Annotated in this window: 21 protein-coding genes; 11 read left to right on the top strand and 10 right to left on the bottom strand. The window is 72.7% G+C overall.

Going from position 1 to position 24506, the window contains the following annotated elements:
- Positions 1-10: 10 nt before the first annotated feature.
- Complete coding sequence (locus IEZ11_RS04825; RefSeq protein WP_189261309.1) at positions 11-1042, top strand: hypothetical protein; 1032 nt, start codon at positions 11-13, stop codon at positions 1040-1042.
- Positions 1033-1365, top strand: coding sequence for a hypothetical protein (locus tag IEZ11_RS04820; RefSeq protein WP_189261308.1), 333 nt, complete (start codon positions 1033-1035; stop codon positions 1363-1365). The genes IEZ11_RS04825 and IEZ11_RS04820 overlap by 10 nt, the downstream gene beginning before the upstream one ends.
- 109 nt (positions 1366-1474) lie before the next feature.
- Here the strand turns inward: IEZ11_RS04820 and IEZ11_RS04815 are convergent, their stop codons facing one another.
- From IEZ11_RS04815 to IEZ11_RS04805, 3 genes are all read right to left on the bottom strand, one after another.
- Positions 1475-2272, bottom strand: a complete 798-nt coding sequence (locus IEZ11_RS04815; protein WP_189261727.1) for a sugar phosphate isomerase/epimerase family protein — start codon at positions 2270-2272, stop codon at positions 1475-1477.
- A gap of 32 nt (positions 2273-2304) precedes the next feature.
- On the bottom strand, positions 2305-3456 hold the full coding sequence (locus IEZ11_RS04810; RefSeq protein ID WP_189261307.1) for a dihydrodipicolinate synthase family protein: 1152 nt from the start codon (positions 3454-3456) through the stop codon (positions 2305-2307).
- Positions 3457-3540: 84 nt separating this feature from the next.
- Positions 3541-3699 carry an Arc family DNA-binding protein gene (locus IEZ11_RS04805; protein WP_189261306.1) on the bottom strand — a complete coding sequence of 53 codons (159 nt, stop codon included), beginning with the start codon at positions 3697-3699 and terminating at the stop codon, positions 3541-3543.
- Positions 3700-3728: 29 nt separating this feature from the next.
- On the opposite strand from IEZ11_RS04805, the gene IEZ11_RS04800 reads away from it, so the two are divergent.
- A complete protein-coding gene (locus IEZ11_RS04800) occupies positions 3729-4931 on the top strand; it encodes an RNA-guided endonuclease InsQ/TnpB family protein (protein ID WP_189261305.1) in 1203 nt (400 codons plus the stop codon).
- A 34-nt stretch (positions 4932-4965) separates the two neighbouring features.
- On the opposite strand, the gene IEZ11_RS04795 is transcribed toward IEZ11_RS04800, so the two are convergent.
- Positions 4966-6123: a Gfo/Idh/MocA family protein gene (locus tag IEZ11_RS04795; protein WP_189261304.1), complete on the bottom strand. Its 1158-nt coding sequence runs from the start codon at positions 6121-6123 to the stop codon at positions 4966-4968.
- A 239-nt stretch (positions 6124-6362) separates the two neighbouring features.
- Here IEZ11_RS04795 and IEZ11_RS04790 point away from each other — a divergent pair, with 239 nt between their 5' ends.
- A complete protein-coding gene (locus tag IEZ11_RS04790) occupies positions 6363-7409 on the top strand; it encodes a LacI family DNA-binding transcriptional regulator (protein ID WP_189261303.1) in 1047 nt (348 codons plus the stop codon).
- A gap of 222 nt (positions 7410-7631) precedes the next feature.
- Here IEZ11_RS04790 and IEZ11_RS04785 read toward each other — a convergent pair whose 3' ends face one another.
- Positions 7632-8879 (bottom strand): FAD-dependent monooxygenase, encoded by a 1248-nt coding sequence (locus IEZ11_RS04785; protein WP_189261302.1) that lies wholly within the window; start codon positions 8877-8879, stop codon positions 7632-7634.
- Positions 8880-9009: 130 nt separating this feature from the next.
- Positions 9010-9405 carry a hypothetical protein gene (locus IEZ11_RS04780; RefSeq protein WP_189261301.1) on the bottom strand — a complete coding sequence of 132 codons (396 nt, stop codon included), beginning with the start codon at positions 9403-9405 and terminating at the stop codon, positions 9010-9012.
- A gap of 393 nt (positions 9406-9798) precedes the next feature.
- Here IEZ11_RS04780 and IEZ11_RS04775 point away from each other — a divergent pair, with 393 nt between their 5' ends.
- Complete coding sequence (locus IEZ11_RS04775) at positions 9799-10734, top strand: bifunctional helix-turn-helix transcriptional regulator/GNAT family N-acetyltransferase (RefSeq protein WP_189261300.1); 936 nt, start codon at positions 9799-9801, stop codon at positions 10732-10734.
- A 17-nt stretch (positions 10735-10751) separates the two neighbouring features.
- Positions 10752-11552 (top strand): sugar phosphate isomerase/epimerase family protein, encoded by an 801-nt coding sequence (locus tag IEZ11_RS04770; protein ID WP_189261299.1) that lies wholly within the window; start codon positions 10752-10754, stop codon positions 11550-11552.
- Between the two features lie 21 nt (positions 11553-11573).
- Here IEZ11_RS04770 and aroA read toward each other — a convergent pair whose 3' ends face one another.
- Positions 11574-12824 (bottom strand): 3-phosphoshikimate 1-carboxyvinyltransferase, encoded by a 1251-nt coding sequence (aroA, locus tag IEZ11_RS04765; RefSeq protein WP_189261298.1) that lies wholly within the window; start codon positions 12822-12824, stop codon positions 11574-11576.
- Between the two features lie 399 nt (positions 12825-13223).
- On the opposite strand from aroA, the gene IEZ11_RS04760 reads away from it, so the two are divergent.
- Positions 13224-15017 carry a glycoside hydrolase family 3 protein gene (locus IEZ11_RS04760; protein ID WP_189261297.1) on the top strand — a complete coding sequence of 598 codons (1794 nt, stop codon included), beginning with the start codon at positions 13224-13226 and terminating at the stop codon, positions 15015-15017.
- A 104-nt stretch (positions 15018-15121) separates the two neighbouring features.
- On the top strand, positions 15122-15763 hold the full coding sequence (locus IEZ11_RS04755) for a hypothetical protein (protein ID WP_189261296.1): 642 nt from the start codon (positions 15122-15124) through the stop codon (positions 15761-15763).
- A 19-nt stretch (positions 15764-15782) separates the two neighbouring features.
- On the opposite strand, the gene IEZ11_RS04750 is transcribed toward IEZ11_RS04755, so the two are convergent.
- From IEZ11_RS04750 to IEZ11_RS04740, 3 genes are all read right to left on the bottom strand, one after another.
- The gene (locus IEZ11_RS04750; protein ID WP_189261295.1) at positions 15783-16175 is read right to left on the bottom strand and encodes a hypothetical protein; all 393 of its coding nucleotides are present in this window, start codon (positions 16173-16175) and stop codon (positions 15783-15785) included.
- Positions 16176-16278: 103 nt separating this feature from the next.
- Positions 16279-20040, bottom strand: coding sequence for an ABC transporter ATP-binding protein (locus IEZ11_RS04745; RefSeq protein ID WP_189261294.1), 3762 nt, complete (start codon positions 20038-20040; stop codon positions 16279-16281).
- 70 nt (positions 20041-20110) lie between these two features.
- Complete coding sequence (locus IEZ11_RS04740) at positions 20111-20524, bottom strand: VOC family protein (RefSeq protein WP_189261293.1); 414 nt, start codon at positions 20522-20524, stop codon at positions 20111-20113.
- A gap of 108 nt (positions 20525-20632) precedes the next feature.
- Between IEZ11_RS04740 and IEZ11_RS04735 the strand changes: the two genes are divergently transcribed.
- The 3 genes from IEZ11_RS04735 (at position 20633) to IEZ11_RS04725 (ending at position 24479) form a co-directional block, all read left to right on the top strand.
- Positions 20633-21697, top strand: coding sequence for a helix-turn-helix transcriptional regulator (locus IEZ11_RS04735; protein ID WP_189261292.1), 1065 nt, complete (start codon positions 20633-20635; stop codon positions 21695-21697).
- A 125-nt stretch (positions 21698-21822) separates the two neighbouring features.
- Positions 21823-23550: an MOSC and FAD-binding oxidoreductase domain-containing protein gene (locus IEZ11_RS04730; protein WP_189261291.1), complete on the top strand. Its 1728-nt coding sequence runs from the start codon at positions 21823-21825 to the stop codon at positions 23548-23550.
- 83 nt (positions 23551-23633) lie between these two features.
- Complete coding sequence (locus tag IEZ11_RS04725) at positions 23634-24479, top strand: serine hydrolase (RefSeq protein ID WP_189261290.1); 846 nt, start codon at positions 23634-23636, stop codon at positions 24477-24479.
- Positions 24480-24506 lie beyond the last annotated feature (27 nt).

The raw sequence follows: 24506 nt of genomic DNA, 5'->3' as shown, positions 1-24506 counted from the left end.
GGAATTCGACATGACCGACTCGAACGTCACCCGTCGGCACGTGCTGGTACTGGGAGGTCTGACGCTGGGCGTCGGCGCCGTCACCTTCGCCGGTCCGGGCCCGGCGTGGGCCAGCACCGCGGCCGCCGGTGCGGAACTGGTCCCGGTCGCCGCGAGCCCGGTCGCCGTCCTCGCGAAAGTCGGCACCGAACCGGCCGCGTTCCCCAGACAACTCGCGGTCCAGGTGCAGCACTCCGGTACGGATCTGCCTGCCGGGACGCAGGTCGCCATCAGCTACGACCCCCGGGTCTACGCCCCGCTGCCCAGCGCGGTGGCCACCGTCGGCACCCGGCGGCTGCACACGACGAGCACCATCGCCACCGACCCCGAGACCCTGGTCACCACCTGCACGATCACTCTGGCCGAGGCGCTCCCGGCGGGCAACGACCCGGTGGTCGTCGTGGGGACCGCGTCTCCCGTGCTGTACCCCCGCGACCTCGTCGCCGGACCCGCGGACGCCACTGCGGCCGTGGGCCACAAGGACACGAAGCCGGGCGGCCGGCGGAGCCTGCGGCCCAGCCGTCCGCACGCCTTCGGCGGAGTCGCCACACCGTGGGGCCTGGAGGTGAGCGGTGTGTGGAACCGCTACGAGTGGGCCGACGGCAAGCGTTGGTACTACTACCCCACGCGGATCACGCTGAGCAGCGTCGGACCGGGCACGACCCCGGTGGCCGCGTCCTTCTCCGTCGCGCTGGACCCCCAGGTCGTCTCGGACGTCGAGATCGTCGGCGCCCGGCTCAACGACATGAGGCACGACGCGGGAGTGCGGCTCCTCTCGGACACCCGGACCGCGTCGCTGTTCGAGACCCGGTGGGTCACGAGGGTGAAGCTCAAGGCCGGCGACCGGCTCGACCTGGAACTGGAGGTGAGGACCCGCAGGCCGACGGGCGACCTGCTGACCGTCAAGCACCCGACGGTAAACTTGATTGACATGGGCAACCACGTTTCCCAGCGGCTGACCGGCCGCACCACGATGTCGCGGAGCGATTCCACATGGGCGTAGTCCCCGACTATGTGTTCATCCTGCCGGCGGTGATCCTCGTGGGCTGGATCGCGTCCTGGTGGGCGACCCGGCGCATCCGGTGGGTCGGGCTGTCCGGCGCGGCCGTGGTCTCCGTGCTCTGCCTCGTCATCGGCTGGAACGCGATGGGGCCGCGGACGGACCCGCGGACCCTCGGCTGTTCACCGGCCTTCGAGTGCACGGACCTGAGCTCGGTCTACGTCATCGCGGCCGGGCTGCTCGGCATCCTGTGCTGCCTGGCGTTGGTGGTGCTGACGCTCGTGGGTGAGTTCATCGTCCATCTCAGCCGGGATGCCTCGGCCTGACCAGGAGTGGCCTGGCCGGACGGGTGCGCGGCCCAGGACAGGGCAGAGAGGGACCGGGGCACGGCCGGCGGCCGGAGAGCAGGTTCGCTTCTTCGGCCGCCGGGCCGGACTACGCCGTGTACGCCACGAAGCGGGCCGCCGTCTCCGCCAGCACCTCGCGGCCGTCCCGCGCCCACAGCCCGTCGTTGAACAGCTCGACCTCGATGGGACCGGTGTAACCGGCCGCCTCCACATAGCCCTTCCACTCCCGCATGTCGATCGCGCCGTCGCCGATCTGGCCGCGGCCGTTGAGGACGCCCTCCGGCAACGGGGTGGTCCAGTCGGCGAGTTGGAAGGTGTGGATGCGGCCGCCCGCGCCGGCTCGGGCGATCTGCGCGGGTGCCTGGTCGTCCCACCAGATGTGGTACGTGTCGACCGTGACCCCGACCTGGTGGGCCGGAAAGCGTTCCGCGAGGTCCAGGGCCTGGGTGAGGGTGGAGACCACGCAGCGGTCGGCGGCGTACATGGGGTGGAGGGGCTCGATGGCCAGCCGTACGCCGTGCTGCTCGGCGTGCGGGCCCAGCTCGGCCAGGGCGTCGGCGATCCGCTCCCGGGCGCCGTGCAGGTCCTTGGAGCCGGCCGGCAGGCCGCCGGAGACCAGGACCAGGGTGTCCGTGCCGAGGGTCGCGGCCTCCTCGACCGCCCGCCGGTTGTCGGCGAGCGCGGCGGCGCGCTCGTCCGGGTCGATCGCCGTGAGGAAGCCGCCCCGGCACAGCGTGGTGACGGTCAGACCGGCCTCGCGGACCAGCTTGGCGGCGGCGTCGACGCCGTAGGACTGGACCGGCTCCCGCCACAGACCGACGCCCGGCACGCCCAGTCGGACGCAGGCGTCGGCCAGTTCGGGCAGCGACAGCTGCTTGACGGTCATCTGGTTGATGGAGAAGCGGGAGAGGTCGCCGGTCACCGGTTCACCCCGTACAGCGCGAGGAGGGTCCTCATGCGGTCCTCGGCCAGCTTCGGGTCCGGGAACAGGCCCAGACCGTCGGCGAGTTCGTAGGCGCGCGCGAAGTGCGGGAGGGAACGCGCCGACTGGAGGCCGCCGACCATCGTGAAGTGGCTCTGGTGGCCGGCCAGCCAGGCCAGGAAGACCACGCCCGTCTTGTAGAAGCGGGTGGGGGTCTGGAAGAGGTGCCGGGAGAGTTCGACGGTGGGGTCGAGGAGGGTGCGGAAGCCCGCCGTGTCGCCCGTGTCCAGGACCCGGACCGCCTCCGCCGCCAGCGGGCCCAGCGGGTCGAAGATGCCGAGCAGGGCGTGGCTGAAGCCCTGCTCGTCGCCCGCGATCAGCTCGGGGTAGTTGAAGTCGTCGCCGGTGTAGCAGCGGACGCCCTGCGGAAGGCGGCGGCGGATGTCGATCTCGCGGCCGGCCTCCAGCAGCGACACCTTGATGCCGTCGACCTTGTCGGGGTGGGCGGCGATGACCTCCAGGAACACGTCCGTGGCCGCGTCGAGGTCGGAGGAGCCCCAGTAGCCCTCCAGCGCCGGGTCGAACATCGGGCCGAGCCAGTGCAGGACCACCGGCTCGGTGGCCTGGCGCAGCAGGTGGCCGTAGACGTCGAGGTAGTCCTCGGGGCCCTTCGCGGTCGCCGCGAGCGCCCGGGAGGCCATCAGGATGGCCTGGGCGCCCGACTCCTCGACGAGCGCGAGCTGCTCCTCGTACGCGGCCCGGATCTCGGCGAGGGAGCCGCCGGTGATCTGGTCCGTGCCGACACCGCAGGCGATCCGGCCGCCGACCGCCCTGGCCTCGGCGGCGCTGCGGCGGATCAGCTCGGCCGCGCCCGCCCAGTCCAGCCCCATGCCGCGCTGGGCGGTGTCCATCGCCTCGGCGACCCCCAGGCCGTGCGACCACAGGTGGCGGCGGAAGGCGAGGGTGGCGTCCCAGTCGACGGCGGCGGGCGCGTCGGGGTTGGTGTCGGCGAACGGGTCGGCGACGACGTGCGCCGCCGAGAAGACCGTACGGGAGGCGAAGGGGGTGCCCGAGGTGAGGGCGATCGGCTCGGTGCGGGGTTCGTAGGCCCGCAGCCCGCCCTTGAAATCAGGGATGTGGATGGTCACCGGGAACCTCCGGGAATCGACCGACCTGCAGGCCGGGTAGCAAGCGGGCTCCTGTGGAGCAGGGCAGGGGAAGGCATGTGGCGGTCAGGGAGATTCGTTGTCCGCCTTGGCAGAGACGCGCTCGCCCTCCAAGCGGTACACGAGCTCGGAGTTGAGTGACCGACGGGCGGACTTGGCCTGGGCGACGAGCCATTCGTGAAGATCGGCGGGCAGTCTGAGCGTGATTCGTACTTCATGGTCCATGACCTCAACCATAGTGCTAGCGTGGTGTCATGACGACACCAAAGGCGGCTGGAGCGGCCGGGCTCGCCCGGTACACCTACCGGCTTCGCGTGTCGTCGACGGCCCGGTCGGCGCTTCGTGCCGAGTGGGACCGGTGCAGGTGGCTCTGGAACGAATGCGTGGCCCGGTCGAAAAAGGCCTACACCGAGGGTGAGACATGCGGCCCCGCTCGCCTGGACAGGATGCTGACTGAGGCACGGTCGAATACACCATGGCTGGCCGAGGGTTCCTCGGTGCCGCAGCAGCAGCTCATCCGGGACTTCGGCAAATCCCGCGCGAAGGCACAGAAGGACATGAAGGAACGCCTGCCGATGCACCGCCGAGCCGGAATGCCACAGCGCAAGAAGAAGCGCGAAGCCTTGCCGACGCTGAACTACACCCGGCGGGGGTTCCGGCTGAAGAACGGACGTCTGCACCTGGCGGGTGGGATCGTGCTCACCGTGGTCTGGTCGCGCGACCTGCCCACCGAGCCCTCCTCGGTGCGCGTGTACGAGGACAACGTTGGCAACTGGTACTGCTCGTTCGTGATCCTCACCGAAGTGCAGCCGCTTCCGGAGACTGGTGCTGTGCTCGGCGTGGACTGGGGCGTCAAGGAGACCGCCACCACAACCTCCGACGCTCACGACCTCCCACACCCCCAGCACGGCAAGAGGGCTCAGGCCAAACTGACTCGGTATGACCGGATGGCGGCCCGCCGCAGACCGAAGAAAGGACAGGCCGCCTCGAAGGGCTACCGTGAGGCGAAAAAGTGGCGCGCGAAGACCTACCAGAAGATCGCCCGACAGCGCCATGACACCGCCCGCAAGTGGGCGAAGCAGGTCGTGCGCGACCACGACGCCATCGCGGTGGAGGACTTCCGCCCGAAATTCCTCGCCAAGTCGTCCATGGCGCGCAAGGCCGCCGACGCCGCGATCGGCGCCACCAAAAAGGCCCTGCTGGAGATGGGCCGCAAGCATGGGCGGGACATCCGCCTGGTGCATCCCGCGCACACCACCATGCAGTGCGCATCGTGCGGAGCGAGAACCAAGCACGCACTTCCTCTTTCGGAACGTAACTACACCTGCAGCGCGTGCGGAGCCGTGTCCCCGAGGGACAAGAACTCCGCCCGCGTCATGCTCGTCCGGGCTGGTCTGAACCCGGCTGGTGCCGAGGGCGCAAGACCTTCTGGAGCGCCGCTCCAGAAGGCAGCCTGAGCCAGGAATCCTCTCCCTCCAGGGAGGGGAGCGGTCAAAGTTCGATCTCCGGGACGTCGATGCGGCGGCCCTCCGCCGACGACTTCAGGCCCAGCTCGGCGAGCTGGACGCCGCGGGCGCCGGCCAGCAGGTCCCAGTGGTAGGGGGCGTCGGCGTAGACGTGCTTGAGGAACAGCTCCCACTGCGCCTTGAAGCCGTTGTCGAACTCGGTGTTGTCGGGGATCTCCTGCCACTGGTCGCGGAAGGCGTAGGTGGCCGGGATGTCCGGGTTCCAGACCGGCTTGGGGGTCGCGCTGCGGTGCTGGACGCGGCAGTTGCGCAGGCCGGCGACCGCTGAGCCTTCGGTGCCGTCCACCTGGAACTCGACCAGTTCGTCCCGGTTGACGCGGACCGTCCAGGAGGAGTTGATCTGGGCGATCGCGCCGCCGTCGAGCTCGAAGACGCCGTACGCGGCGTCGTCGGCCGTCGCGTCGTAGGGCTTGCCGTTCTCGTCCCAGCGCTGCGGGATGTGGGTGGCGGTGAGGGCCTGGACGGACTTCACGCGGCCGAAGAGCTCGTGCAGGACGTACTCCCAGTGCGGGAACATGTCGACGACGATGCCGCCGCCGTCCTCCGCGCGGTAGTTCCAGGACGGGCGCTGCGCCTCCTGCCAGTCGCCCTCGAAGACCCAGTAGCCGAACTCGCCGCGGACGGAGAGGATCCGGCCGAAGAAGCCGCCGTCGATGAGCCGCTTCAGCTTCAGCAGGCCGGGCAGGAAGATCTTGTCCTGGACGACGCCGGACTTGACGCCCTTGGCGTGCGCGAGCCTGGCCAGCTCCAGGGCGCCCTCCAGGCCGGTGGCCGTCGGCTTCTCGGTGTAGATGTGCTTTCCGGCCGCGATGGCCTGCTGGAGGGCCTCCTCGCGGGCGGAGGTGACCTGGGCGTCGAAGTAGATGTCGATGGTGGGGTCGGCGAGGACGGCCGACAGGTCCGTGGAGATGTGCTCGTCCGACAGGCCGTGGCGGTCGGCGATCTCGCGGAGCGCGTGCTCGCGGCGGCCGACGAGGACCGGTTCCGGCCACAGCACCGTGCCGTCGCCGAGGTCGAGTCCGCCCTGCTCGCGCAGGGCGAGGATCGAGCGGACGAGGTGCTGGCGGTAGCCCATGCGCCCGGTCACGCCGTTCATGGCGATACGCACCGTCTTGCGGTTCACGTGATTCCCTTCGTCCGCGTGCGTCTCAGCAACGCAGCAAGCGCTTTCTATACGGTCAGAAGCTAGCCTTTGAACCCTGGTCTGTACAAGACCGTGATGGGGTCGACTTGTTCGAGGGGGCGAACAACAGGAGTGAATGGCCTTATGGTCTGCACGGCAAGGGGGCTTCCTGTGAGCCGGCTGTTGATCAGTTCGAGCACGAAGGCGTACGACGAGATGCGCGACCGGAGGACGACGAGATGACGGTGACCCTGGCGGACGTGGCGGTCCGCGCCCAGGTCTCGCCCGCGACGGTGTCGCGCGTACTGAACGGCAACTACCCAGTGGCGGCGACCACTCGGGAACGGGTGCTGCGGGCGGTGGACGAGCTGGACTACGTCCTCAACGGGCCGGCGAGCGCGCTCGCGGCGGCCACCTCCGACCTGGTCGGCATCCTCGTCAACGACATCGCCGACCCGTTCTTCGGGATCATGGCGAGCGCGATCCAGGGCGAGATCGGCGGGCCGGGCGGGCGCGCGGGCGGCGAGCGGCTGGCTGTGACATGCAACACCGGGGGGTCGCCGGAGCGGGAACTGACCTACCTGACCCTCTTGCAGCGGCAGCGGGCGGCGGCGGTGATCCTGACCGGCGGGGCCGTGGAGGACGCGCCGCACGCGGCGGCGGTGGCGGCGAAGCTGCGGAAGCTGGCGGACGCGGGGACCCGGGTGGTGCTGTGCGGGCGGCCGCCGGCGCCGGACACCGACGCGGTGGCGCTGACCTTCGACAACCGCGGCGGCGGCAAGGAGCTGACCGAGCACCTCATCGGGCTCGGCCACCGGCGGCTGGGGTACATCGCGGGACCCGAGGAGCGGACCACGACCCGGCACCGGCTGGAGGGCCACCGGGCCGCGCTGGCCGAGGCGGGCATCGCGGAGGACCCGCGCTGGACCGTGCACGGGCGCTACGACCGGCGGGCGGGGTACGAGGCGACGCTGGAGCTGCTGCGCCGGGACCCGACGCTCACCGCGGTGGTGGCGGCGAACGACTCGGTCGCGCTGGGGGCGTGCGCGGCGCTGCGGGAGTCGGGGCTGCGGATCCCGGCGGACGTGTCGGTGGCCGGCTTCGACGACCTGCCGTTCAGCATCGACGCGGTGCCGTCGCTGACGACGGTGCGGCTGCCGCTGGCGGAGGCGGGGGCACGGGCCGGCCGTATCGCCATGGGCCGCGAGGAACCGCCGCCGGGCGGGATCGCGACGGTCCGGGGCGAGCTGATGGTGCGGGGCTCGACGGGCGTACCCCGCGCCTGACCGCACGCCGGACACGAGGAACCCGACACCGGGGGGCGCGGCTCAGGTGCCCCCGATCATCCCTCGTGGCACGCCCGGTCGTGTTCCGGCTGCGGGTGCGTGGGGGTTGCTCGCGCAGTTCCCCGCGCCCCCAGAAGAAGGGGCGCTGCGCAACCCCCTGTTTTCAGGGGCGCGGGGAGCTGCGCGACAAGCCCCCACCGGCCCGCAGCCGGAACACGACCGTCAGGCCCCTTCGGCCCTTCGCGCCAGCAGCGGCAGCGCGGCCTCGCCGCGTCTGCGGTCGTCGTACCAGCGTCTGCCGGTGTCGTAGGCCCGGCGGGCGCGGCGGACCGGGGACAGCTGCATGGCCAGGTGGGTCTGGTAGCGCCAGGGGGACTGGTGGCCGCCCTGGCGGACCGCCATCGCGTAGGCGAAGTCGACCGGGTCGCGGTCCACGTGGTCGTCCAGTCGTTCGAACCACGCCATGCTGGTGCGCGCCGCCGCCTGGACGGCGTGCAGTTCCGCCCGGCGGCGCGTGTCGTACTCGCGCAGCGCGACCCGAGGGTCCGGGAAGCGCTTGAGCGCCTCGGACAGCACGATCGCGTCGATCATCGCCAGCCGGGTGCCGGAGCCCAGCGTGAAGTGGGTGGTGTGCGCGGCGTCGCCGGCCAGTACGACGGGCCGGCCCTCCCCGGCGTCGACCCAGGTCCGGTTGGTGAGGTGGGTGAACCGCTGCCACTTCGCCGGCGCGCCCCGCGAGCTGCTGATCAGGGAGTGGCCGTCGAGCGGACGGTGGAAGATCTTCTCCAGCAGGGGCAGCGCGTCCTGCTCGTCGAGCGCGTCGAGGCCGAGGCCCTGCCAGGTCTCCGGGGAGCACTCCACGATGCAGGTGCTGACGCCCTTGAACGACGGGTAGGCGTGGAACCAGATCCAGCCCGCCTCGGTCTCCTCGAAGGCGAACACGAAGCGGTCGAACTCCCGGTCCGTACCGAGCCAGATGAACGGGTTGCGGCCGGTCTCCAGGCGGGTGCCGAAGCGCTCGGCGCGGCCGGCCCGGATCCGGCTGTTCGCACCGTCGGCCGCCAGCACCAGGTCGGCGTCGGGCAGGTCGGCCGGGTCGGCGAGGCGTTCCCCGTGCCGTACGTCGACGCCGAGGGAGCGGGCACGCCGGGTCAGGACGTCGAGGAGGGCCGCGCGGCCCATGCTGTAGCCGTAGCCGCCGAAGTACGCGGTTCCGTCGTACCGGTCGCCGTGCACGCGGATGTCCTGCTGCTGCCAGAGCACCGAGCCGGCGCTGACGGCCCGTGCGCTCTCGGGGTCGTTGCGGTGCAGGATGTCCAGCAGGTCGTTCCAGTAGACGACGCCCCAGCCGTAGGTGGCCTCGGGCGGGTCCGCCTCCAGAACGACGATCTCGTGCCCGGCGTCCCGCAGTTTCGCCGAGATCGAGAAGTACAGCCCGGCCGGGCCTCCGCCCACACAGACGATCCTCATCCGGTCACCGCCTCCACGGCCGCGGGACCCGGAGGCCCGCGGGGATCGGAATGCACGGGTCCGGGTGCCCGAGGGTCGGGCACCCGGATCCGTCCTTTGCTGTCAGGACACGCCGGACGGCGTGACCCGGCTAGTCGCCCCAGCCACCTCCGCCCCAGCCGCCGCCGCCCCAGCCGCCACCGTCGTGGCCCCCGCCCCAGCCGTAGTCGTCGCCCCAGCCGCCGTAGCCGCCGCCGTAGCCGCCATAGCCGCCATAGCCGCCGTAGCCGCCGTGACCGCCGCGGTCGCCGCCGCCGTAGCCGCCACCGCCGTAGCCGCCACCGCCGTGACCGCCACCGCCGTAGCCGCCGCCACCGTGACCGCCACCGCCACCGCCGTGACCGCCGCCACCGCCGCCGCCACCGCCGTTGTCCTGATAGGCAGCGACGTGGTCCGGCGCCGAGTGGGTGGCCGCGCTCGCGACTCCGGCCCCGGCGGCGAGCGCCAGGATGGGTGCCGAAATCGCCGCGATGGCAACCCTCTTCATACGTGTGGTGTGCGCGCGCATGGTTCGCCCCTCTCCGAGGGTGTGGATGTCTTACGACGGCCGCCGTGTCAGGAGGGCCGGCCGCCCTGCGTGCACTCCAGAGCCTGCGCGCAGCTCTGAGCGCGCCCGCCGCCCGCGATGCCGGGTTTCCGTACCCGTCCGGGCTCTTCGGCGGACCACGTCACGTCCTGGTTGAAACGGACATAAGTGACGTTCGTGTATAAAGCTACGGCTCGGGCGCGACGAAGTCAAAAGCAGGACCAGGACCAGGCAAAAAGAACAAGTAAAGCCTGCGGGGCCGCCGTTCGGGCCGACGCCTTCCGGCCGGGCGGGGTGGCGGGATAGCCTCGGAGACACGGTATCTCTGACTCAGTCAACCATCGGGGTCCAGCCATGACCGTCCAGGACGTCCGCGCCTTCAACCGCTTCTACACCAACCTCATCGGCGCCCTCGACTACGGCCGCCACCTCTACGCCCCGTACACCCTCACCGAGGCCCGCGTGCTGTACGAGCTCGCGCACGCCGCCGACACCGACGCGGCCGACCTGCGCTCCGATCTCGCGCTGGACGCCGGGTACTTGAGCCGGATCCTCAACAAGTTCGAGGAGGCCGGGCTGATCGAGCGCGCGCCCTCCGAGAAGGACCCGCGGCGCCGGCGGGTGTCCCTCACCCCGGGCGGCCGGGCCGCCGCCGAGCTGCTGGACGAGCGGGCCCGGGACTCGGTCGGCTCGCTGCTGGACGCCGTCGCCCCCGGCGAGCTGCCGCGCCTCGCCGAGGCCATGCGCACCATCCGCACGGTCCTCGGCGACGGACACCCTCCGGCCGGCCCCGGCGAGGTCGTGCTGCGCGAGCCGCACCCCGGCGACCTGGGCTGGATCGTGCAGCGCAACGCCGCCCTCTACGCCACCGAGTACGGCTTCAACGCCGACTACGAGGGGCTCGTCGCGCGGATCGTCGCCGACTACGCCGAGGACCACGACCCGCACCTGGAGCGGGCCTGGATCGCCGAGTGGGCCGGGCGGCCGGTGGGCTGCGTGATGTGCGTCCGGGACGACGCCCCGGGCACCGCGCGGCTGCGGCTGCTGCTCGTCGAACCGGAGGCCCGCGGGCTCGGCGTCGGGGACCGGCTGGTCGGCGCCGTGACCGGCTTCGCCCGCGGGGTCGGCTACCGGGAGCTGGTCCTGTGGACCAACGACGTGCTGACCGCCGCCCGCCGCATCTACCAGCGGCACGGCTTCGTCCTCACCGCCGAGAAGCCGCACCGCTCCTTCGGCCAGGACCTGGTCGGCCAGGACTGGCGGCTGGACCTGCACGCCACCGGCGGGTGAGAAGTAGGTTGGTGAGCATGAAGTTCGCCTTCTCCACCCTCGGGGTTCCCGGTCTGCCGGTGCCGCAGGTGCTGGCTCTCGCCACGGACCACGGCTACCACGGCGTCGAGCTGCGCGCCCATCCGGAGGAGCCCGTGCATCCCGGCCTCGGCCCGGCCGCGCGGGCCGAGGTGGCCGCCGAGTTCAAGGCGGCCGGGGTGGAGGTGCTGGGCGTCGCCGGGTACGCGCGGGTCGCGGCGCCCGGCGCGGACGCCCCGGTCCTCGACGAGGTCCGGGGGCTCCTCCAGCTCGCCCACGACCTGGGTGCCTCCTACGTCCGGGTCTTCCCGGGCGCCGACCCGGACCTGCCCGCCGCCGAGTCCGACGCGATCGCCGCCCGGCGGCTCGGCACGGTCGCCGAGGACGCCGCCGCGCTCGGCGTACGGGTCCTGCTGGAGACCCATGACTCGCACCGCACCGGCGCCGCCGCGATCCGCGTCCTCGGCCCGGTCGGCCACCGCATGGTCGGCTCGCTCTGGGACGTCATGCACACCTGGCTGGGCGGCGAGCAGCCCGCCGAGAGCTACGCGGCGCTCGCCCCGCACCTCGGCTACGTCCAGGTCAAGGACATCGCCTCGGCCGAGGACACCACCCCGCTGCCGCTCGGCGCCGGGGTCCTGCCGCTGTCCGAGTGCGTGGAGGTGCTCTCCCGGCACGGCTGGGACGGCTGGCTGTGCTGGGAGTACGAGAAGCGCTGGTACGAGGCGGCGACCCCGCTGCCCGGCCTGCTGGCGGCGGGCCGGGAGCACCTGGCCCGGCTGCTCACCGAGTCGGCCTGAGCCGGGGTCCCGGCGGCGCGGTCAGGCGCCGGCGAACGGGATCCCCCACCCCGCGGCCAGCTCCCCGAACGCCTCGTGGAAGCCCGGGAACGTCTTCTTCACGCACCCCGGGTCGTCGAAGGAGATACCGGGTGTGCGCAGGCCGGCCACCGCGAAGGACATCACGATGCGGTGGTCGCCGTAGGTCCTGATCTCGGCCGGGGCAGGGGTGCCGGGCCGGATCTCGATCCAGTCGTCACCCGTGGCGACCCCGATCCCCAGCCGGCGCAGGTTCTCCGCGCAGGCGTCCAGCCGGTCGCACTCCTTCACCCGGGTGTTGGCCACGTCCTCGATACGGACGGGGCCGTCGGCGAAGGGGGCGATGGCCGCGAGGGTGGGCATGGTGTCGGAGATGTCCCGCATGGCCACGGTGAGGCCGCGCAGCTCGCCGGTGCCCCGCACGGTCGTGCGGTCCGCGCCGACCTCCACCTCCGCGCCCATCCGCCGCAGTACGTCCACGAACCCCAGGTCGCCCTGGAGCGCGCCCCGCCCGAGCCCCGGCACGGTGACCTCACGGCCCGTCACGGCCGCAGCGGCGAAGAAGTAGCTGGCGGTGGAGGCGTCGGGCTCGACCGCGTAGGTGGTGGCCCGGTAGCCGCCGGACGGGACGGTGAGGACATCGCCCTCCCGGGCCACCTCCACCCCGAACGACCGCATCATCGCGATGGTGATCTCCACGTACGGCGCGGACACCAGGTCCGTCACCCGGATCCGCAGGCCCTTGCGGGTGAGCGGGCCGAGCATCAGCAGGGCGGTGAGGTACTGCGAGGACTGCCCGGCGTCCAGCGTCACCTCGCCGCCCTCGACCCCGGCCGCCTCGATGCGCAGCGGGTGGTGCCCCTCCGCCGCTTCGTGCCGCAGGTCGACACCGAGGTCGCGCAGGGCGCGGGTGAGCGGGGCGAGGGGGCGGCGGCGCATCTGCTCGGAGGCGTCGAAGCGGTAGCTGCCGTGGCCGGCCGCGGCGAGGGTGGGCAGGAAGCGGGCGGTGGTGGCGCCGTCCCGGCAGTAGACCTCGGCCTCGGGCAGGGCGGGGCCCTGCGGACGGCCGTCCACCTGCCAGGTGTCGGGGGTACGGCCGACGCGGTAGCCGAGCCGGGCCAGGCCCTCGGCGAAGCCCTCGGTGTCGTCGGAGCGGAGGGGGCGGACGAGGGTGGTGACTCCGTCGGCGGCGGCCGCGAGGAAGAGGGCGCGGGCGGTGACGGACTTGGAACCGGGGATGTCGACGAGGGGCATGCTGCCCATGATCGCCGCTCGGGGGTTTCAGGTGCGGGGTGTTTCCACAAGGTGGAACAGGTGGTTCGTCGGGTGCGGGCCGGTGGGGGGGGCTGGTCGCGCAGTTCCCCGCGCCCCTGACGGGGCGCTGTCCCTGACGTGACTTCCAGCTCCCCCCTCCCGAATCACGGAAAGGGACCGCCCGACGGGAACCCCTCCCCCGCCCCGGCCGTCCAACGCGCAGGCTGCCGGAAGAGTCTCCGTAGTGCGGTGTCGGCCCTCGCTGCTGGCTGCGATCGCCGACCCACCCTCTCCGCCGCACCACGGCCGTCGGCCCGCCGCCATCGACGTGCCCCCCTCCAATGCGCCGATGGCGGCCCCTTTCTGGTTACTGTGCATTCCCCACCAAAAGGAGTGCACATGCCCTCCAGACGCACCGTTCTCACCGCGACCGCGGGCGTCACCGCGGGACTGGCCGTCGGCACCGGCGCACATGCCCTCGGCTCCGACGACGCGAGGCTGCGGGCGGTCATCTCCGGGATGACGCTCCCGGAGAAGGTCGGACAGCTGTTCGTGATGCGGTTCTACGGGCACTCGGCCACCGACCCCGACCAGGCCGACATCGACGCCAACCTCAAGGAGATCGGCGTCCGTACCGTCGCCGAGCTGATCGCGAAGTACCGCGTCGGCGGGATCATCTACTTCACCTGGACGCACAACACCCGCAGCCCGCGGCAGATCGCCGAGTTGTCGAACGGGATCCAGAGCGCCTCGCTGGCGCAGCCGCGCGGTCTGCCCGTCCTGATCGCCACCGACCAGGAGCACGGCGCCGTCTGCCGGATCGGCACGCCCGCCACCCTCTTCCCGGGCGCCATGGCGATGGGGGCGGGCGGCTCCCGGGCCGACGCGCGCGCCCTCGGCCGGATCTCCGGGGCGGAGCTGCGCGCGATGGGGGTCCGGCAGGACTACTCCCCCGACGCCGACGTGAACGTGAACCCGGCCAACCCGATCATCGGCGTACGGTCCTTCGGGGCCGGTCCGGACGCGGTCGGGGCCCTGGTCGGCGCCGAGGCGCAGGGGTACCGGGACGCGGGCGTGGCGGCCACCGCCAAGCACTTCCCGGGACACGGCGACACCGCCGTCGACAGCCACACCGGCTTCCCGGTGATCACGCACAGCCGGGAGCTGTGGGAGAAGCTGGACGCGGTCCCGTTCCGGGCGGCGGTCGCGGCCGGCGTCGACGCGGTCATGACCGCGCACATCCAGTTCCCGGCGCTGGACGCCTCCGGCGACCCGGCCACCCTGTCCCACCCTGTCCTCACCGGCATCCTGCGCGGCGAACTCGGCTACGACGGGGTCGTGGTGACCGACTCCCTGGGCATGGCGGGGGTGCGCACGAAGTACGGCGACGACCGGGTGCCGGTGCTCGCCCTGAAGGCCGGCGCCGACCAGCTGCTGGACCCGCCCGCCCCGGACGTCGCCTGGAACGCCGTCCTGAAGGCCGTGCGGGACGGCGAGCTGACCGAGTCCCGGCTCGACGAGTCGCTCCTGCGGATCCTGCGGCTGAAGTCGCGGCTGGGGCTGCTCGACCGGCCCTACGTCGCCGCGAAGGACGTCGGCCGGGTGGTCGGCACGGCGCGGCACCTCGCCGCCGCCGACCGGATCGCCGAGCGCACCACCACCCTGCTGGTCAACGAGGGCGGACTGCTCCCGCTGTCCAGCCGTACGCACGGCAGGCTGCTGGTCGTCGGCGCCGACCCGGCCTCCCCGTCCGGTACGACGGGACCGCCGACCGGCGTGCTCGCCGCCGCCCTCACCGAACTCGGCTTCACCGCCACGGCGTTGTCCACGGGTACGGACCCCTCCGCCGCCGACGCCGACAAGGCGGCCGGGGCGGCGCGGGCGGCGGACGCGGTGATCGTCGGGACGTACAACGTGACGGCGGGCGACGGACAGCAGCGACTGGTGGAACGGCTGGTCGCGACCGGCCGGCCGGTGCTGGCGGTGGCGGTGCGCAATCCCTACGATGTCGCACAACTCCCCTCCGTGCAGGCCTGCTTGGCGACCTACTCGTGGACCGACGTCGAACTGCGGGCCGCGGCGCGGGTGATCGCGGGCAAGGTGGCGCCGCGCGGCAGACTGCCGGTGCCGGTGCAGCGGGCGGACGATCCGACGCAGGTGCTGTATCCGATCGGCCACGGGCTGACGTACTAGAGGTACGTCACGGAACCGGGCGTAATACCACCAACAGGAGGAAAGCCTCCCATACGGCTGACGTGGACCGTGATCCCGAGCCACGCTGGCGAGGGGGGGTCGGTATGCGCAGCAGGCGTTTCGCGGGGGTTCTGGTGACGCTGGCCGTCGTGCTGCTGGCGGCCGGCTGCCGGACGTCCTCGTCCGGGGCGCCGGCGGGCAGCGCCCGGTCGACGGCGAGCCCGACGCCGTCCGGGTACGGCACGCGGTTCCTCGCGGTGGACGAGTGCAGCTCGTTCGGTACCGCCAGCTTCACCGAGGTGCCCTGCACCGGCGAGCGGGCGGCGGCCCGGGTGATCGCCCGGTACGACGGCGCCGTGGCCGACGGTCCGCCGTGCCCGGCCACCACCGACTTCGTGCTCCACATCGGCGCCCAGCACACCGCGGGCGACAGGACAGCCGGCCGGGCGGGCGGCCAGGCCGCCGACGGAACGATCCCGCAGGGCTATGCCTGCATGCGCGACCTGGAGCCGCCGCACCCCGGTGACCCCGGCGGGGGCGGCGGACCGCGCACGATCGTCGGCGACTGCGTCTACGGCTCGGGCCACGGCCAGGTCCGGGAGACCGCCTGCGACGGCTCGGGGAAACGGAAGCCGCAGTACCGGGTGGTACGAGCGGTGACCTCCCGGGACGGCTGCCCGGCCGCCACCGACCTGTACGTCCAGCTCGGCGGCGAACACCCGGTGGGCTGCGCCCGGCGGATGTGAACCCGGGCAGAGGCGCGGCTCAGCAGAGGATCCAGCCCGAGCTCACCGAACTCCGCCCCACCGCGCCCCGCACCCACACGCACCGGTGCCCGGCGTGGACCGTGACCGGGCCCGCGCGGTGGCTGTACCTGCCCTTGTCGACGACCGGGCGGTTGCCGCGGGCCTGGACGCTGACGGACATCATCCGCCTGCCGCCGGACGTCCTGGGCAGGGTGATCGCGCAGACGTAGCCGCCCTGCCGGTAGACGTGCACGGTGCCGGTGGCGAAGGACAGGGTCCGCACCTCGCGTCCGGCGCAGTCCGTCGCCGTCACGGCCTGTGCCTGGGCCGGTGCCGCGAGGGCGAACGCCCCGGAGGCGGCCAGCACGGCCGCACCGAGCGCCAGCCGCCGACGTATCGCACCACTGTCCACAGTCGTCCCCTCCCGTACCGCAGCCCCGCCCCCACCATGACCGTACTGATGTACGGACGCCCGACATGTGTCGGATGGTTGCACGGCCGTCAGGAAGTCGGGGTCAGCGGGCCGCGGCCACCGGCTCCTCCGGTTCCCCGGGCCGGCCGACGAAGGTGCGCCACAGCTCGGCGTACCGGCCGTCGAGGGCCAGCAGTTCGTCGTGGGTGCCGTCCTCGGCGATCCGGCCGTGGTCCATGACCACCACCCGGTCGGCGCGGGCCGCGGTGGTCAGCCGGTGGGCGACCACCAGGGTCGTACGACGGCCCGTCAGACGGTCGGTGGCCATGTTGACCTGGGCCTCCGTCGCCAGGTCCAGGGCCGCCGTCGCCTCGTCGAGGAGCAGCACGTCGGGGTCGACCAGTTCGGCGCGGGCGAGGGCGATCAGCTGGCGCTGGCCCGCGGACAGGTTGCGGCCGCGCTCGGCCACCTCGTGGAGGTAGCCGCCGTCGAGGGTCGCGATCATCTCGTGGGCGCCGACCGCGCGGGCCGCCGCCTCCACCTCGGCGTCGGTCGCGTCCTGGCGGCCGTACGCGATGGCGTCCCGGACGGTCCCCGGGAAGAGGTACGCCTCCTGCGGGACGACCCCGAGCCGGTGCCGGTACGAGGTGAGGTCCAGGTCGCGCAGATCGGTGCCGTCGACCGTCACCCGGCCGCCCGTCGGGTCGTAGAACCGCGCCACCAGCTTGACGAGGGTCGACTTGCCGGCGCCGGTCTCGCCCACGAAGGCGACCGTCTGTCCGGCCGGGACGGTCAGGTCGATGCCGCCCAGGGCCGCGTCGCCCTCGTCGGCGGCGCCGTAGGCGAAGTGCACGTTCTCGAAGGCGATGTCACCGTGCAGCGAGGCCACTTCGAGAGGTTTCGCCGCCGACCGCGTGGACGTCGGCTCGCGCAGGAGTTCCTGGATGCGGCCGAGGGAGACGGTCGCCTGCTGGTAGCCGTCGAAGACCTGGGAGAGCTGCTGGACGGGGGCGAAGAACAGGTCGATGTAGAGCAGGTACGCGACCAGCGCGCCGGTGGTGAGGGTGGCCGCCTCGACCCGGTGGGCGCCCGCCATCAGCACGCTCGCCGCGGCCACCGACGACAGCAGCTGGACGAACGGGAAGTAGACCGATATCAGCAACTGGCCCCGGATACGGGCCCGGCGGTAGCTCTCGCTGCGCTCGGTGAAACGCCGGCCGCTGTCCCCCTCGCGCCGGAAGGCCTGCACGATCCGCAGCCCGGAGACCGTCTCCTGGAGGTCGGCGTTGACCACCGACACCCGCTCACGGGCGAGTTCGTAGGCCTTCACGCTCGCCCGGCGGAAGAAGAAGGTGGCGACGACCAGCGGGGGCAGGGTGACGAAGACGACCAGCGCGAGCTGTACGTCGATCACCAGCAGGGCGACCATGATGCCGAAGAAGGTGACGACCGAGACGAAGGCGGTGACCAGGCCCGTCTGCAGGAAGGTCGAGAGGGCGTCGACGTCCGTCGTCATCCTCGTCATGATCCGGCCGGTCAACTCCCGCTCGTAGTAGTCGAGTCCGAGCCGCTGGAGCTGCGCGAAGATCTTCAGGCGGAGCGAGTAGAGGACCCGTTCGCCGGTACGGCCGGTCATCCGGGTTTCGCCGGTCTGGGCCGCCCACTGGACGAGCACCGCGAACAGGCCGAGCAGCGCGGCCGCCCAGACCGCGCCGAGCGCCATCCTGCCGACGCCCTGGTCGATGCCGTGCCGGATCAGGACCGGGAGCAGCAGGCCCATGCCGGCGTCCACGGCGACCAGGCCGAGGCTGACGAGCAGCGGCAGCCCGAAGCCGTGCAGCAGGCGGCGCAGGCCGTAGGAGTCCTCGGGGCGCACGGCCCCGGCCTCGTCGATGTCGGGGATGTCGGTCGCCGGGGGCAACGCCTCGACCTGGGCGAGGAGTTCGGGGGTGGCGGGGGTGCCGGCGAGGGCGAGGTCGCGGGGCGTGCGGTCGCCGGTCCACAGCCGCGGGGTCACGCCGCGCTCGGCGTCGAACTCGGCGTCCAGCTCGTCCCGTACGGAGGTGTCCTCGCTCGGTTCGAGGGGCAGCGCGTGTCCCGGGGAGACCCCGCCCAGCTCGTCGGGGTCGGTGAGCAGCCGGCGGTACAGGGCGGACCGCTGCTGGAGCTCCTCGTCGGTGCCGATGTCGGCGAGCCGGCCGCCGTCCAGGACGGCGATGCGGTCGGCGAGGTTGAGGGTGGAGCGGCGGTGCGCGATGAGCAGCGTGGTGCGGCCCCGCATCACCTGGGCGAGGGCCTCGTGGATCTCGTGCTCCACGCGGGCGTCGACGGCCGAGGTGGCGTCGTCGAGGACGAGCAGACGGGGGTCGGTGAGCAGGGCGCGGGCCAGGGCGAGGCGCTGGCGCTGGCCGCCGGAGAGGGTGAGGCCCTGTTCGCCGACCTTGGTGTCGTAGCCGTCGGGCAGCTCGGCGATGAAGCGCTCGGCCTGGGCGGCGCGGGCGGCGGCGCGGATCTCGTCCTCGGTCGCGTCGGGACGGCCGTACGCGATGTTGGCGCGGACCGTGTCGGAGAAGAGGAACGAGTCCTCCGGGACCAGGCCGATCGCGGCCCGCAGCGAGTCGTGGGTCAGCTCGCGGACGTCGTGGCCGCCGATCAGGACGGCGCCGTGGGTGACGTCGTAGAAGCGCGGCAGGAGCAGGGAGACCGTGGACTTGCCGGAGCCGGAGGAGCCGACGACGGCGAGGGTCTCGCCCGGCCGGATCTCGAAGCTGAGCCCGCTCAGCACCGGGCCGGTCCCGCCGGAGGCGCGGTCGTACCCGAACGACACGTCGTCGAACTCGACGGTCGCGGGCGCGTCGGCCGGGAGGGTCTTCGTGCCCTCCGTCATGGTCGGCCGGGTGTCGATCAGCTCCAGCACCCGCTCGGTGCCGGCGCGGGCCTGCTGGCCGACGGTGAGGACCACGGCGAGCATCCGGACCGGGCCGACCAGCTGGGCGAGGTAGGAGGAGAAGGCGACGAAGGTGCCGAGGGTGATGTGGCCGCGGACGGCCAGCCAGCCGCCGAGCGCCAGCATGGCGACCTGGCCGAGCGCCGGGACGGCCTGGAGGGCCGGGGTGAACCTGCTGTTCAGCCGTATGGTGCGCAGGCGGCCCGCGAAGAGCCGGCGTCCGACCTCCCGGAGCTTGCCGGTCTCCTGCTCCTCCTGTCCGAACCCCTTGACTACCCGTACGCCGCTCACCGCGCCGTCGACGACGCCGGCCACCGCGGCGGCCTGGGCCTGGGCGTACCAGGTGGCGGGGTGGAGCTTGCTGCGGCTGCGCTTGGCGATCCAGTAGAGGGCCGGGGCGACGGCGAGGGCGACCAGGGTGAGCGGCGGCGACAGCCAGGCCATGATCGCGAGGGAGATCACGAAGAGCAGGACGTTGCCGATGGTCATCGGCAGCATGAAGAGCAGCCCCTGGATGAGCTGGAGGTCGCTGGTGGCGCGCCCCACCACCTGGCCCGTGGACAGCTCGTCCTGCCGCCGTCCGTCGAGCCGGGTGAGGGTGCCGTACATCTCGGTCCGCAGGTCGTGCTGGACGTCGAGGGCGAGCCGGCCGCCGTAGTAGCGGCGGACGAAGGTGGCCGCGTAGACGAGGACGGCGGCGCCGATCAGGGCACCGGCCCAGGGGCCCATGGACCGGCTGTGGTCACCGATCACGTCATCGATGATCACCTTGGTGATCAGGGGTACGACGGCCAGCACCGCCATGCCGGCCAGCGAGGACCCGAGCGCCAGCACGACGTCCCTGGGATGCCGCCAGGCATACCCCGCGAGCCTGCGCGCCCAGCCGTCCTGCCGTCGCTCCCCCTGTTGCACTGCCACCCGGATGCCTTTCGTTCGCCCTCGTCAACCCTGGTCTTCCGCAGGGCCACAACACAAGGGGAAGCGGATTTCATCCCTCCGCAACAATGCGGGGGCGGGTGTCGAGGGGGGTCCGCGCCGCCGGAGTGAAGAAGTTGACGAGGTTGCCGTCGGGGTCGCGGAGCAGCAGGGAGCGGTTGCCCCAGGGCATCGTGGTGGGCTCGTTGACGAAGTCGGTGACGAAGCCGGTGAGGTCGCGGTACACGCGGTCCACGTCGTCGACGAGGAACTCGGTGATCACGCTGTGGTTGTCCGCCGGGCGGGCGGCGCCCGGGGCGAACAGCGGGACGGTGCGGGTACCGGCGATCGCGAGGGTCGCGCCCGCGGTCCTGAGTTCGGCGAAGTCCTCGGTGGCCCAGGTCGCCGGCACCCCCGTGGCCCGCTCGTAGAACCCGACGAGGCGCGCCACGTCGCCGGTGATGATGCGGATCGAGACGAAGTCCATGGAATCTCCCTGGCAGTGGGTACCGCGGTGGGCACGGGTGCGTGCACTGCGCAGGCTAGGAGGGATAGTGGACAGAATCGGTCCGGTATTCCGCGTTAGGTTGTGCCCATGTCCCGACCCACCGGCCGCGTGCTGACCCTCCTGGAGCTGCTCCAGTCGGGCGGCACCCGGACCATGGCCGAACTCGCCGACCGGCTCGGCGTCGAGGGACGCACCGTGCGGCGGTACGTGGACCAGCTGATCGACCTGGACGTGCCGGTGGAGTCGGTGCGCGGCCGCTACGGCGGCTACCGGCTCGCCCCCGGGTACCGGCTGCCTCCGCTCATGCTCGGCGACGACGAGGCGCTGGCCGTGCTGCTCGGCCTGGTGGCCGGCCGCCGGACCGGGCTGACGACGGCGCAGCGCACGGCGAGCGAGACGGCGTCGGCGAAGATCCGGCGGGTGCTGCCCGGGCACCTCGCCCGCCGGCTCGACAGTCTCCTGGAGGCCCTCGCCTTCACGGACCGGCCCGGCGGGTTCGACACCCCGGACGCCGACGTGCTGCTCACCGTCGCCGACGCGGTACGCCACCGCCGGCCGGTCTCGGTCCGCTACACCGACCGCGACGGACGGCGCAGCGAACGCACCCTGCACCCGTACGGGATCGTCGCCCACTCGGGCCGCTGGTACGTCACCGGCAAGGACGCCCTGATCGACGAGGACCGGACCTTCCGGCTCGATCGCATCGCGGACGCGAGGGCCCTGCCCGGCTCCTTCGAGGCACCCGCCGGTCCCGGTCCGGCCCAGCGCGTGCTGTCGGGGTTCGCGGCCGCCGGGTACCGGCACGAGGTGACCCTGCGGATCCACGCGACGGTCGACCAGATCCGCGCCCGCCTGCCCGCCGGGGTCGCGACCGTGGAGGAGGACCACGAGCCAACGGCGGACCGGGATCGGGGCCGGGACCAGGGACCGGGACCAGGACCGGGGCAGGGGCAGAGGCAGGGGCACGCACAGGCACAGGGCCGGGACGCCGGGCGGTGGCTGCGTGTCGACTTGCGGGTGGAGCGGCTCGACTGGCTGCCTCCGCTGCTCGCCGCCCTCGACCGCCCGTTCGTCATCGAGCGCCCCGCCGAACTGCGCACCCTCGTCACCGCGCTCGCCGACCGCCTCGCCTCCCGCGCCCGCCAGGTCTGACGGCGAGGAACCGGCGTCCGGGAGCGGCCCGCCCGCCCCCGTGCCTCCGTTCGCGGATTCCCCGCGCAGGCACCAGGATGCGTGGCAGGGGAACGTGGTGGCGCCGGCCGCCACAGGAGGTCCGCATGGCGAGGTTGCTGTCCGTCAACGTGGGGATGCCCCAGGACGTCTCCTGGCAGGGCAGGACCGTCCGCACCGGGGCCTGGAAGGCGCCCGTGCCCGGCCGCCGGATGGTGCGGCGGCTGAACGTCGAGGGGGACGGCCAGGGCGACCTGGCCGGGCACGGCGGCGAGATCCGGGCCGTCCTCGTCTACCAGCTGGAGTCGTACCGGTACTGGCGCAAGCGGCTCGGCCGCGACGACCTGGCCTTCGGGATGTTCGGGGAGAACTTCACCGTCGACGGCCTGCCCGACGACGAGGTGTGCATCGGCGACCGGTACCGCATCGGCGAGGCCGAGTTCGAGGTGACCCAGCCCCGTGTCACCTGCTACCGCGTCGGCATGCGGCTGGGCGAACCCGCCATGGCCTCGCTCCTGGTCGCCCATCACCGTCCGGGCTTCTACCTGCGGGTGATCACCGAGGGGCGGGTCCAGGCCGGTGACGGGATCACCCGCACCCGCCGGGGCCCGGGAGAACTCAGCGTCGCCGACACCGACGCGCTGCTCTACCTGCCCGGCCGCGACCCCGCGAAGCTGCGCACCGCCCTGGACATCCCGGCCCTCAGCCCCGGCTGGCAGCAGTCCTTCCGCGAACTCGCCGCCGCCGGGCGGTCCGGTCAGCCCGGACCCGGGCCGGGGCCCGGTTCGCCGGGCTTCAGGCCGCTGTGTGTCGCCCGGATCGTCCCCGAGACCGCCGACGTCTCCTCGGTCCACCTCGGCAGCACCGACGGCACGCCCCTGCCCGAGGCCCGCCCCGGCCAGTACCTCTCCCTCCGCCTCGCCGTCGACGGCACCGCCCGCGCCGTACGCAGCTACTCCCTGTCCGCCGCACCCACCGGCTCCGCCTACCGCATCAGCGTCAAGCACGAGCCCCACGGGAAGGTCAGCGGCTACATCCACGCCCGGCTCCGGGCCGGGGACCTCGTGGACGTCGCCGGCCCGAGCGGAACGTTCGTGCTCGAAGCGGGCACCGCCCCGGTCGTCCTGCTCTCGGCGGGCATCGGCGTCACTCCCGTGCTCGCCATGCTCCACCGGCTGGCAGCCGTACGGGACCCGCGCCCCGTCTGGTGGATCCACACCGCCCGCGACCGCGCCCACCACGCCTTCGCGGACGAGGCCCACGCCCTCCTGGCGCGGCTCCCGCACGCCCGCGAGCACATCCACTACACCGCGCAGGCACCGCCGCCCGGCGACGACCGGGTCACCCGGGGCCGCCCGACCGCCGCCTCGCTCACCGCCCTGGGCGTCCCGGCCGGCGCCGACGCCTATCTCTGCGGACCGACCGCCTTCATGGACGACCTCGGCGGCCACCTGCGCGAACTCGGCCTGCGCCCGGAACGGATCCGCACGGAGCGGTTCGGGGCGCTCGCCGCCGTCAACCCCGGCGTCACCCCCACCGCCCCGGTCCCCCCGCACCAACCGCCCGGTCCCCCCGGCACCGGCCCCCTGGTCACCTTCACCCGCAGCGGCGTCACCACCCGGTGGTCGCCCGCCCACGCCTCGCTCCTCGAACTCGCCGAAGCCTGCGACGTGCCCACCCGCTGGTCCTGCCGCACCGGCGTCTGCCACACCTGCGTCACCCCCCTGCTGACAGGGGACGTCACCTACACCGCCCCGCCCCTCGAACTCCCCGCCCCCGGCACGGTCCTGGTCTGCTGCACCACACCGGCCGCCGAGGTCGTCCTCGACCTCTGAGGGGCGGCAGCCGCAGGTGAAGGTTGGTTAAAGGCCTGCCCGGTCGTACAACCATTCGTGCAAACCCGTGGGTCATCCGGGGCATGACTCACAGACGAAGGGGAGGCCTGGTCGCCACCGCTCTCGGCACCGGCTTTCTCATAGCCGGCGTGGCCGTCGCCGCGCCCGCCTCCGCCGCCACGCCCACCGTCAGCTGTACCTCCACCAAGGCGGCCCTCGCCACGAAGCTGAAGAAGGACATCACCGCGGCCATCGCGAACCGCAAGGGGACGATCGCCGTCGGGCTGTACGACCGTTCGACGAAGACGACGTGCACCCTCCGCTCCACCACGCACTACGACTCGGCCAGCACGGTCAAGGTGACCGTCCTCGCCACGCTGCTGTGGGACGCGGCCAAGCACAGCCGGTCGCTGACGACCACCGAGCAGTCGCTCGCCAAGGCCATGATCACCCAGTCCGACAACGACGCGACCAGCACGCTGTGGAAGCAGCTCGGCCTGACGAAGATCAAGGGCTTCCTGAGCGCCGCCGGGATGACGCAGACCACCCCGGGCGCCGACAACTACTGGGGCCTCACCCAGATCGACGTGCACGACGAGCAGCGGCTGCTCGCGCTCGTCACCGCCAAGAACACCGTCCTGAGCGACAGTTCGCGGGCCTACATCCTGAAGCTGATGGGCCAGGTCATCTCGTCCCAGCGGTGGGGCACGCCGTACGGCGCCCCGTCCGGCGTCTCCGTGCACGTCAAGAACGGCTGGCTGCAGCGGGCCACGCACGGCTGGCGGGTGCACAGCCTCGGCACGTTCACCGGCGGCGGCCACGACTACCAGATGAGCGTGCTGACCGAGGACGACAGCACCATGAGCTACGGCATCAACACCATCCAGGCCGTCGCGAAGGTCGTCCACAAGGACCTCGCGGCCTCCTGAGGCGGCCCGCGGCCGGAACCGACCCTT

The sequence above is a fragment of the Streptomyces fuscichromogenes genome (assembly GCF_014645815.1).
Taxonomy (GTDB): domain Bacteria; phylum Actinomycetota; class Actinomycetes; order Streptomycetales; family Streptomycetaceae; genus Streptomyces; species Streptomyces fuscichromogenes.
Note: the sequence above shows the minus strand (reverse complement) of the source record. Positions and strands in the feature narration are given on the sequence as shown.

Excerpts from the sequence above, each read along its gene's own strand:
- IEZ11_RS04825 (WP_189261309.1), top strand. The coding sequence starts at position 11 with ATGACCGACTCGAACGTCACCCGTCGGCACGTGCTGGTACTGGGAGGT.
- IEZ11_RS04820 (WP_189261308.1), top strand. The coding sequence starts at position 1,033 with ATGGGCGTAGTCCCCGACTATGTGTTCATCCTGCCGGCGGTGATCCTC.
- IEZ11_RS04815 (WP_189261727.1), bottom strand. The coding sequence starts at position 2,272 with ATGACCGTCAAGCAGCTGTCGCTGCCCGAACTGGCCGACGCCTGCGTC.
- IEZ11_RS04805 (WP_189261306.1), bottom strand. The coding sequence starts at position 3,699 with ATGGACCATGAAGTACGAATCACGCTCAGACTGCCCGCCGATCTTCAC.
- IEZ11_RS04800 (WP_189261305.1), top strand. The coding sequence starts at position 3,729 with ATGACGACACCAAAGGCGGCTGGAGCGGCCGGGCTCGCCCGGTACACC.
- IEZ11_RS04790 (WP_189261303.1), top strand. The coding sequence starts at position 6,363 with ATGACGGTGACCCTGGCGGACGTGGCGGTCCGCGCCCAGGTCTCGCCC.
- IEZ11_RS04785 (WP_189261302.1), bottom strand. The coding sequence starts at position 8,879 with ATGAGGATCGTCTGTGTGGGCGGAGGCCCGGCCGGGCTGTACTTCTCG.
- IEZ11_RS04780 (WP_189261301.1), bottom strand. The coding sequence starts at position 9,405 with ATGAAGAGGGTTGCCATCGCGGCGATTTCGGCACCCATCCTGGCGCTC.
- IEZ11_RS04775 (WP_189261300.1), top strand. The coding sequence starts at position 9,799 with ATGACCGTCCAGGACGTCCGCGCCTTCAACCGCTTCTACACCAACCTC.
- IEZ11_RS04770 (WP_189261299.1), top strand. The coding sequence starts at position 10,752 with ATGAAGTTCGCCTTCTCCACCCTCGGGGTTCCCGGTCTGCCGGTGCCG.
- aroA (WP_189261298.1), bottom strand. The coding sequence starts at position 12,824 with ATGCCCCTCGTCGACATCCCCGGTTCCAAGTCCGTCACCGCCCGCGCC.
- IEZ11_RS04760 (WP_189261297.1), top strand. The coding sequence starts at position 13,224 with ATGCCCTCCAGACGCACCGTTCTCACCGCGACCGCGGGCGTCACCGCG.
- IEZ11_RS04755 (WP_189261296.1), top strand. The coding sequence starts at position 15,122 with ATGCGCAGCAGGCGTTTCGCGGGGGTTCTGGTGACGCTGGCCGTCGTG.
- IEZ11_RS04740 (WP_189261293.1), bottom strand. The coding sequence starts at position 20,524 with ATGGACTTCGTCTCGATCCGCATCATCACCGGCGACGTGGCGCGCCTC.
- IEZ11_RS04735 (WP_189261292.1), top strand. The coding sequence starts at position 20,633 with ATGTCCCGACCCACCGGCCGCGTGCTGACCCTCCTGGAGCTGCTCCAG.
- IEZ11_RS04730 (WP_189261291.1), top strand. The coding sequence starts at position 21,823 with ATGGCGAGGTTGCTGTCCGTCAACGTGGGGATGCCCCAGGACGTCTCC.
- IEZ11_RS04725 (WP_189261290.1), top strand. The coding sequence starts at position 23,634 with ATGACTCACAGACGAAGGGGAGGCCTGGTCGCCACCGCTCTCGGCACC.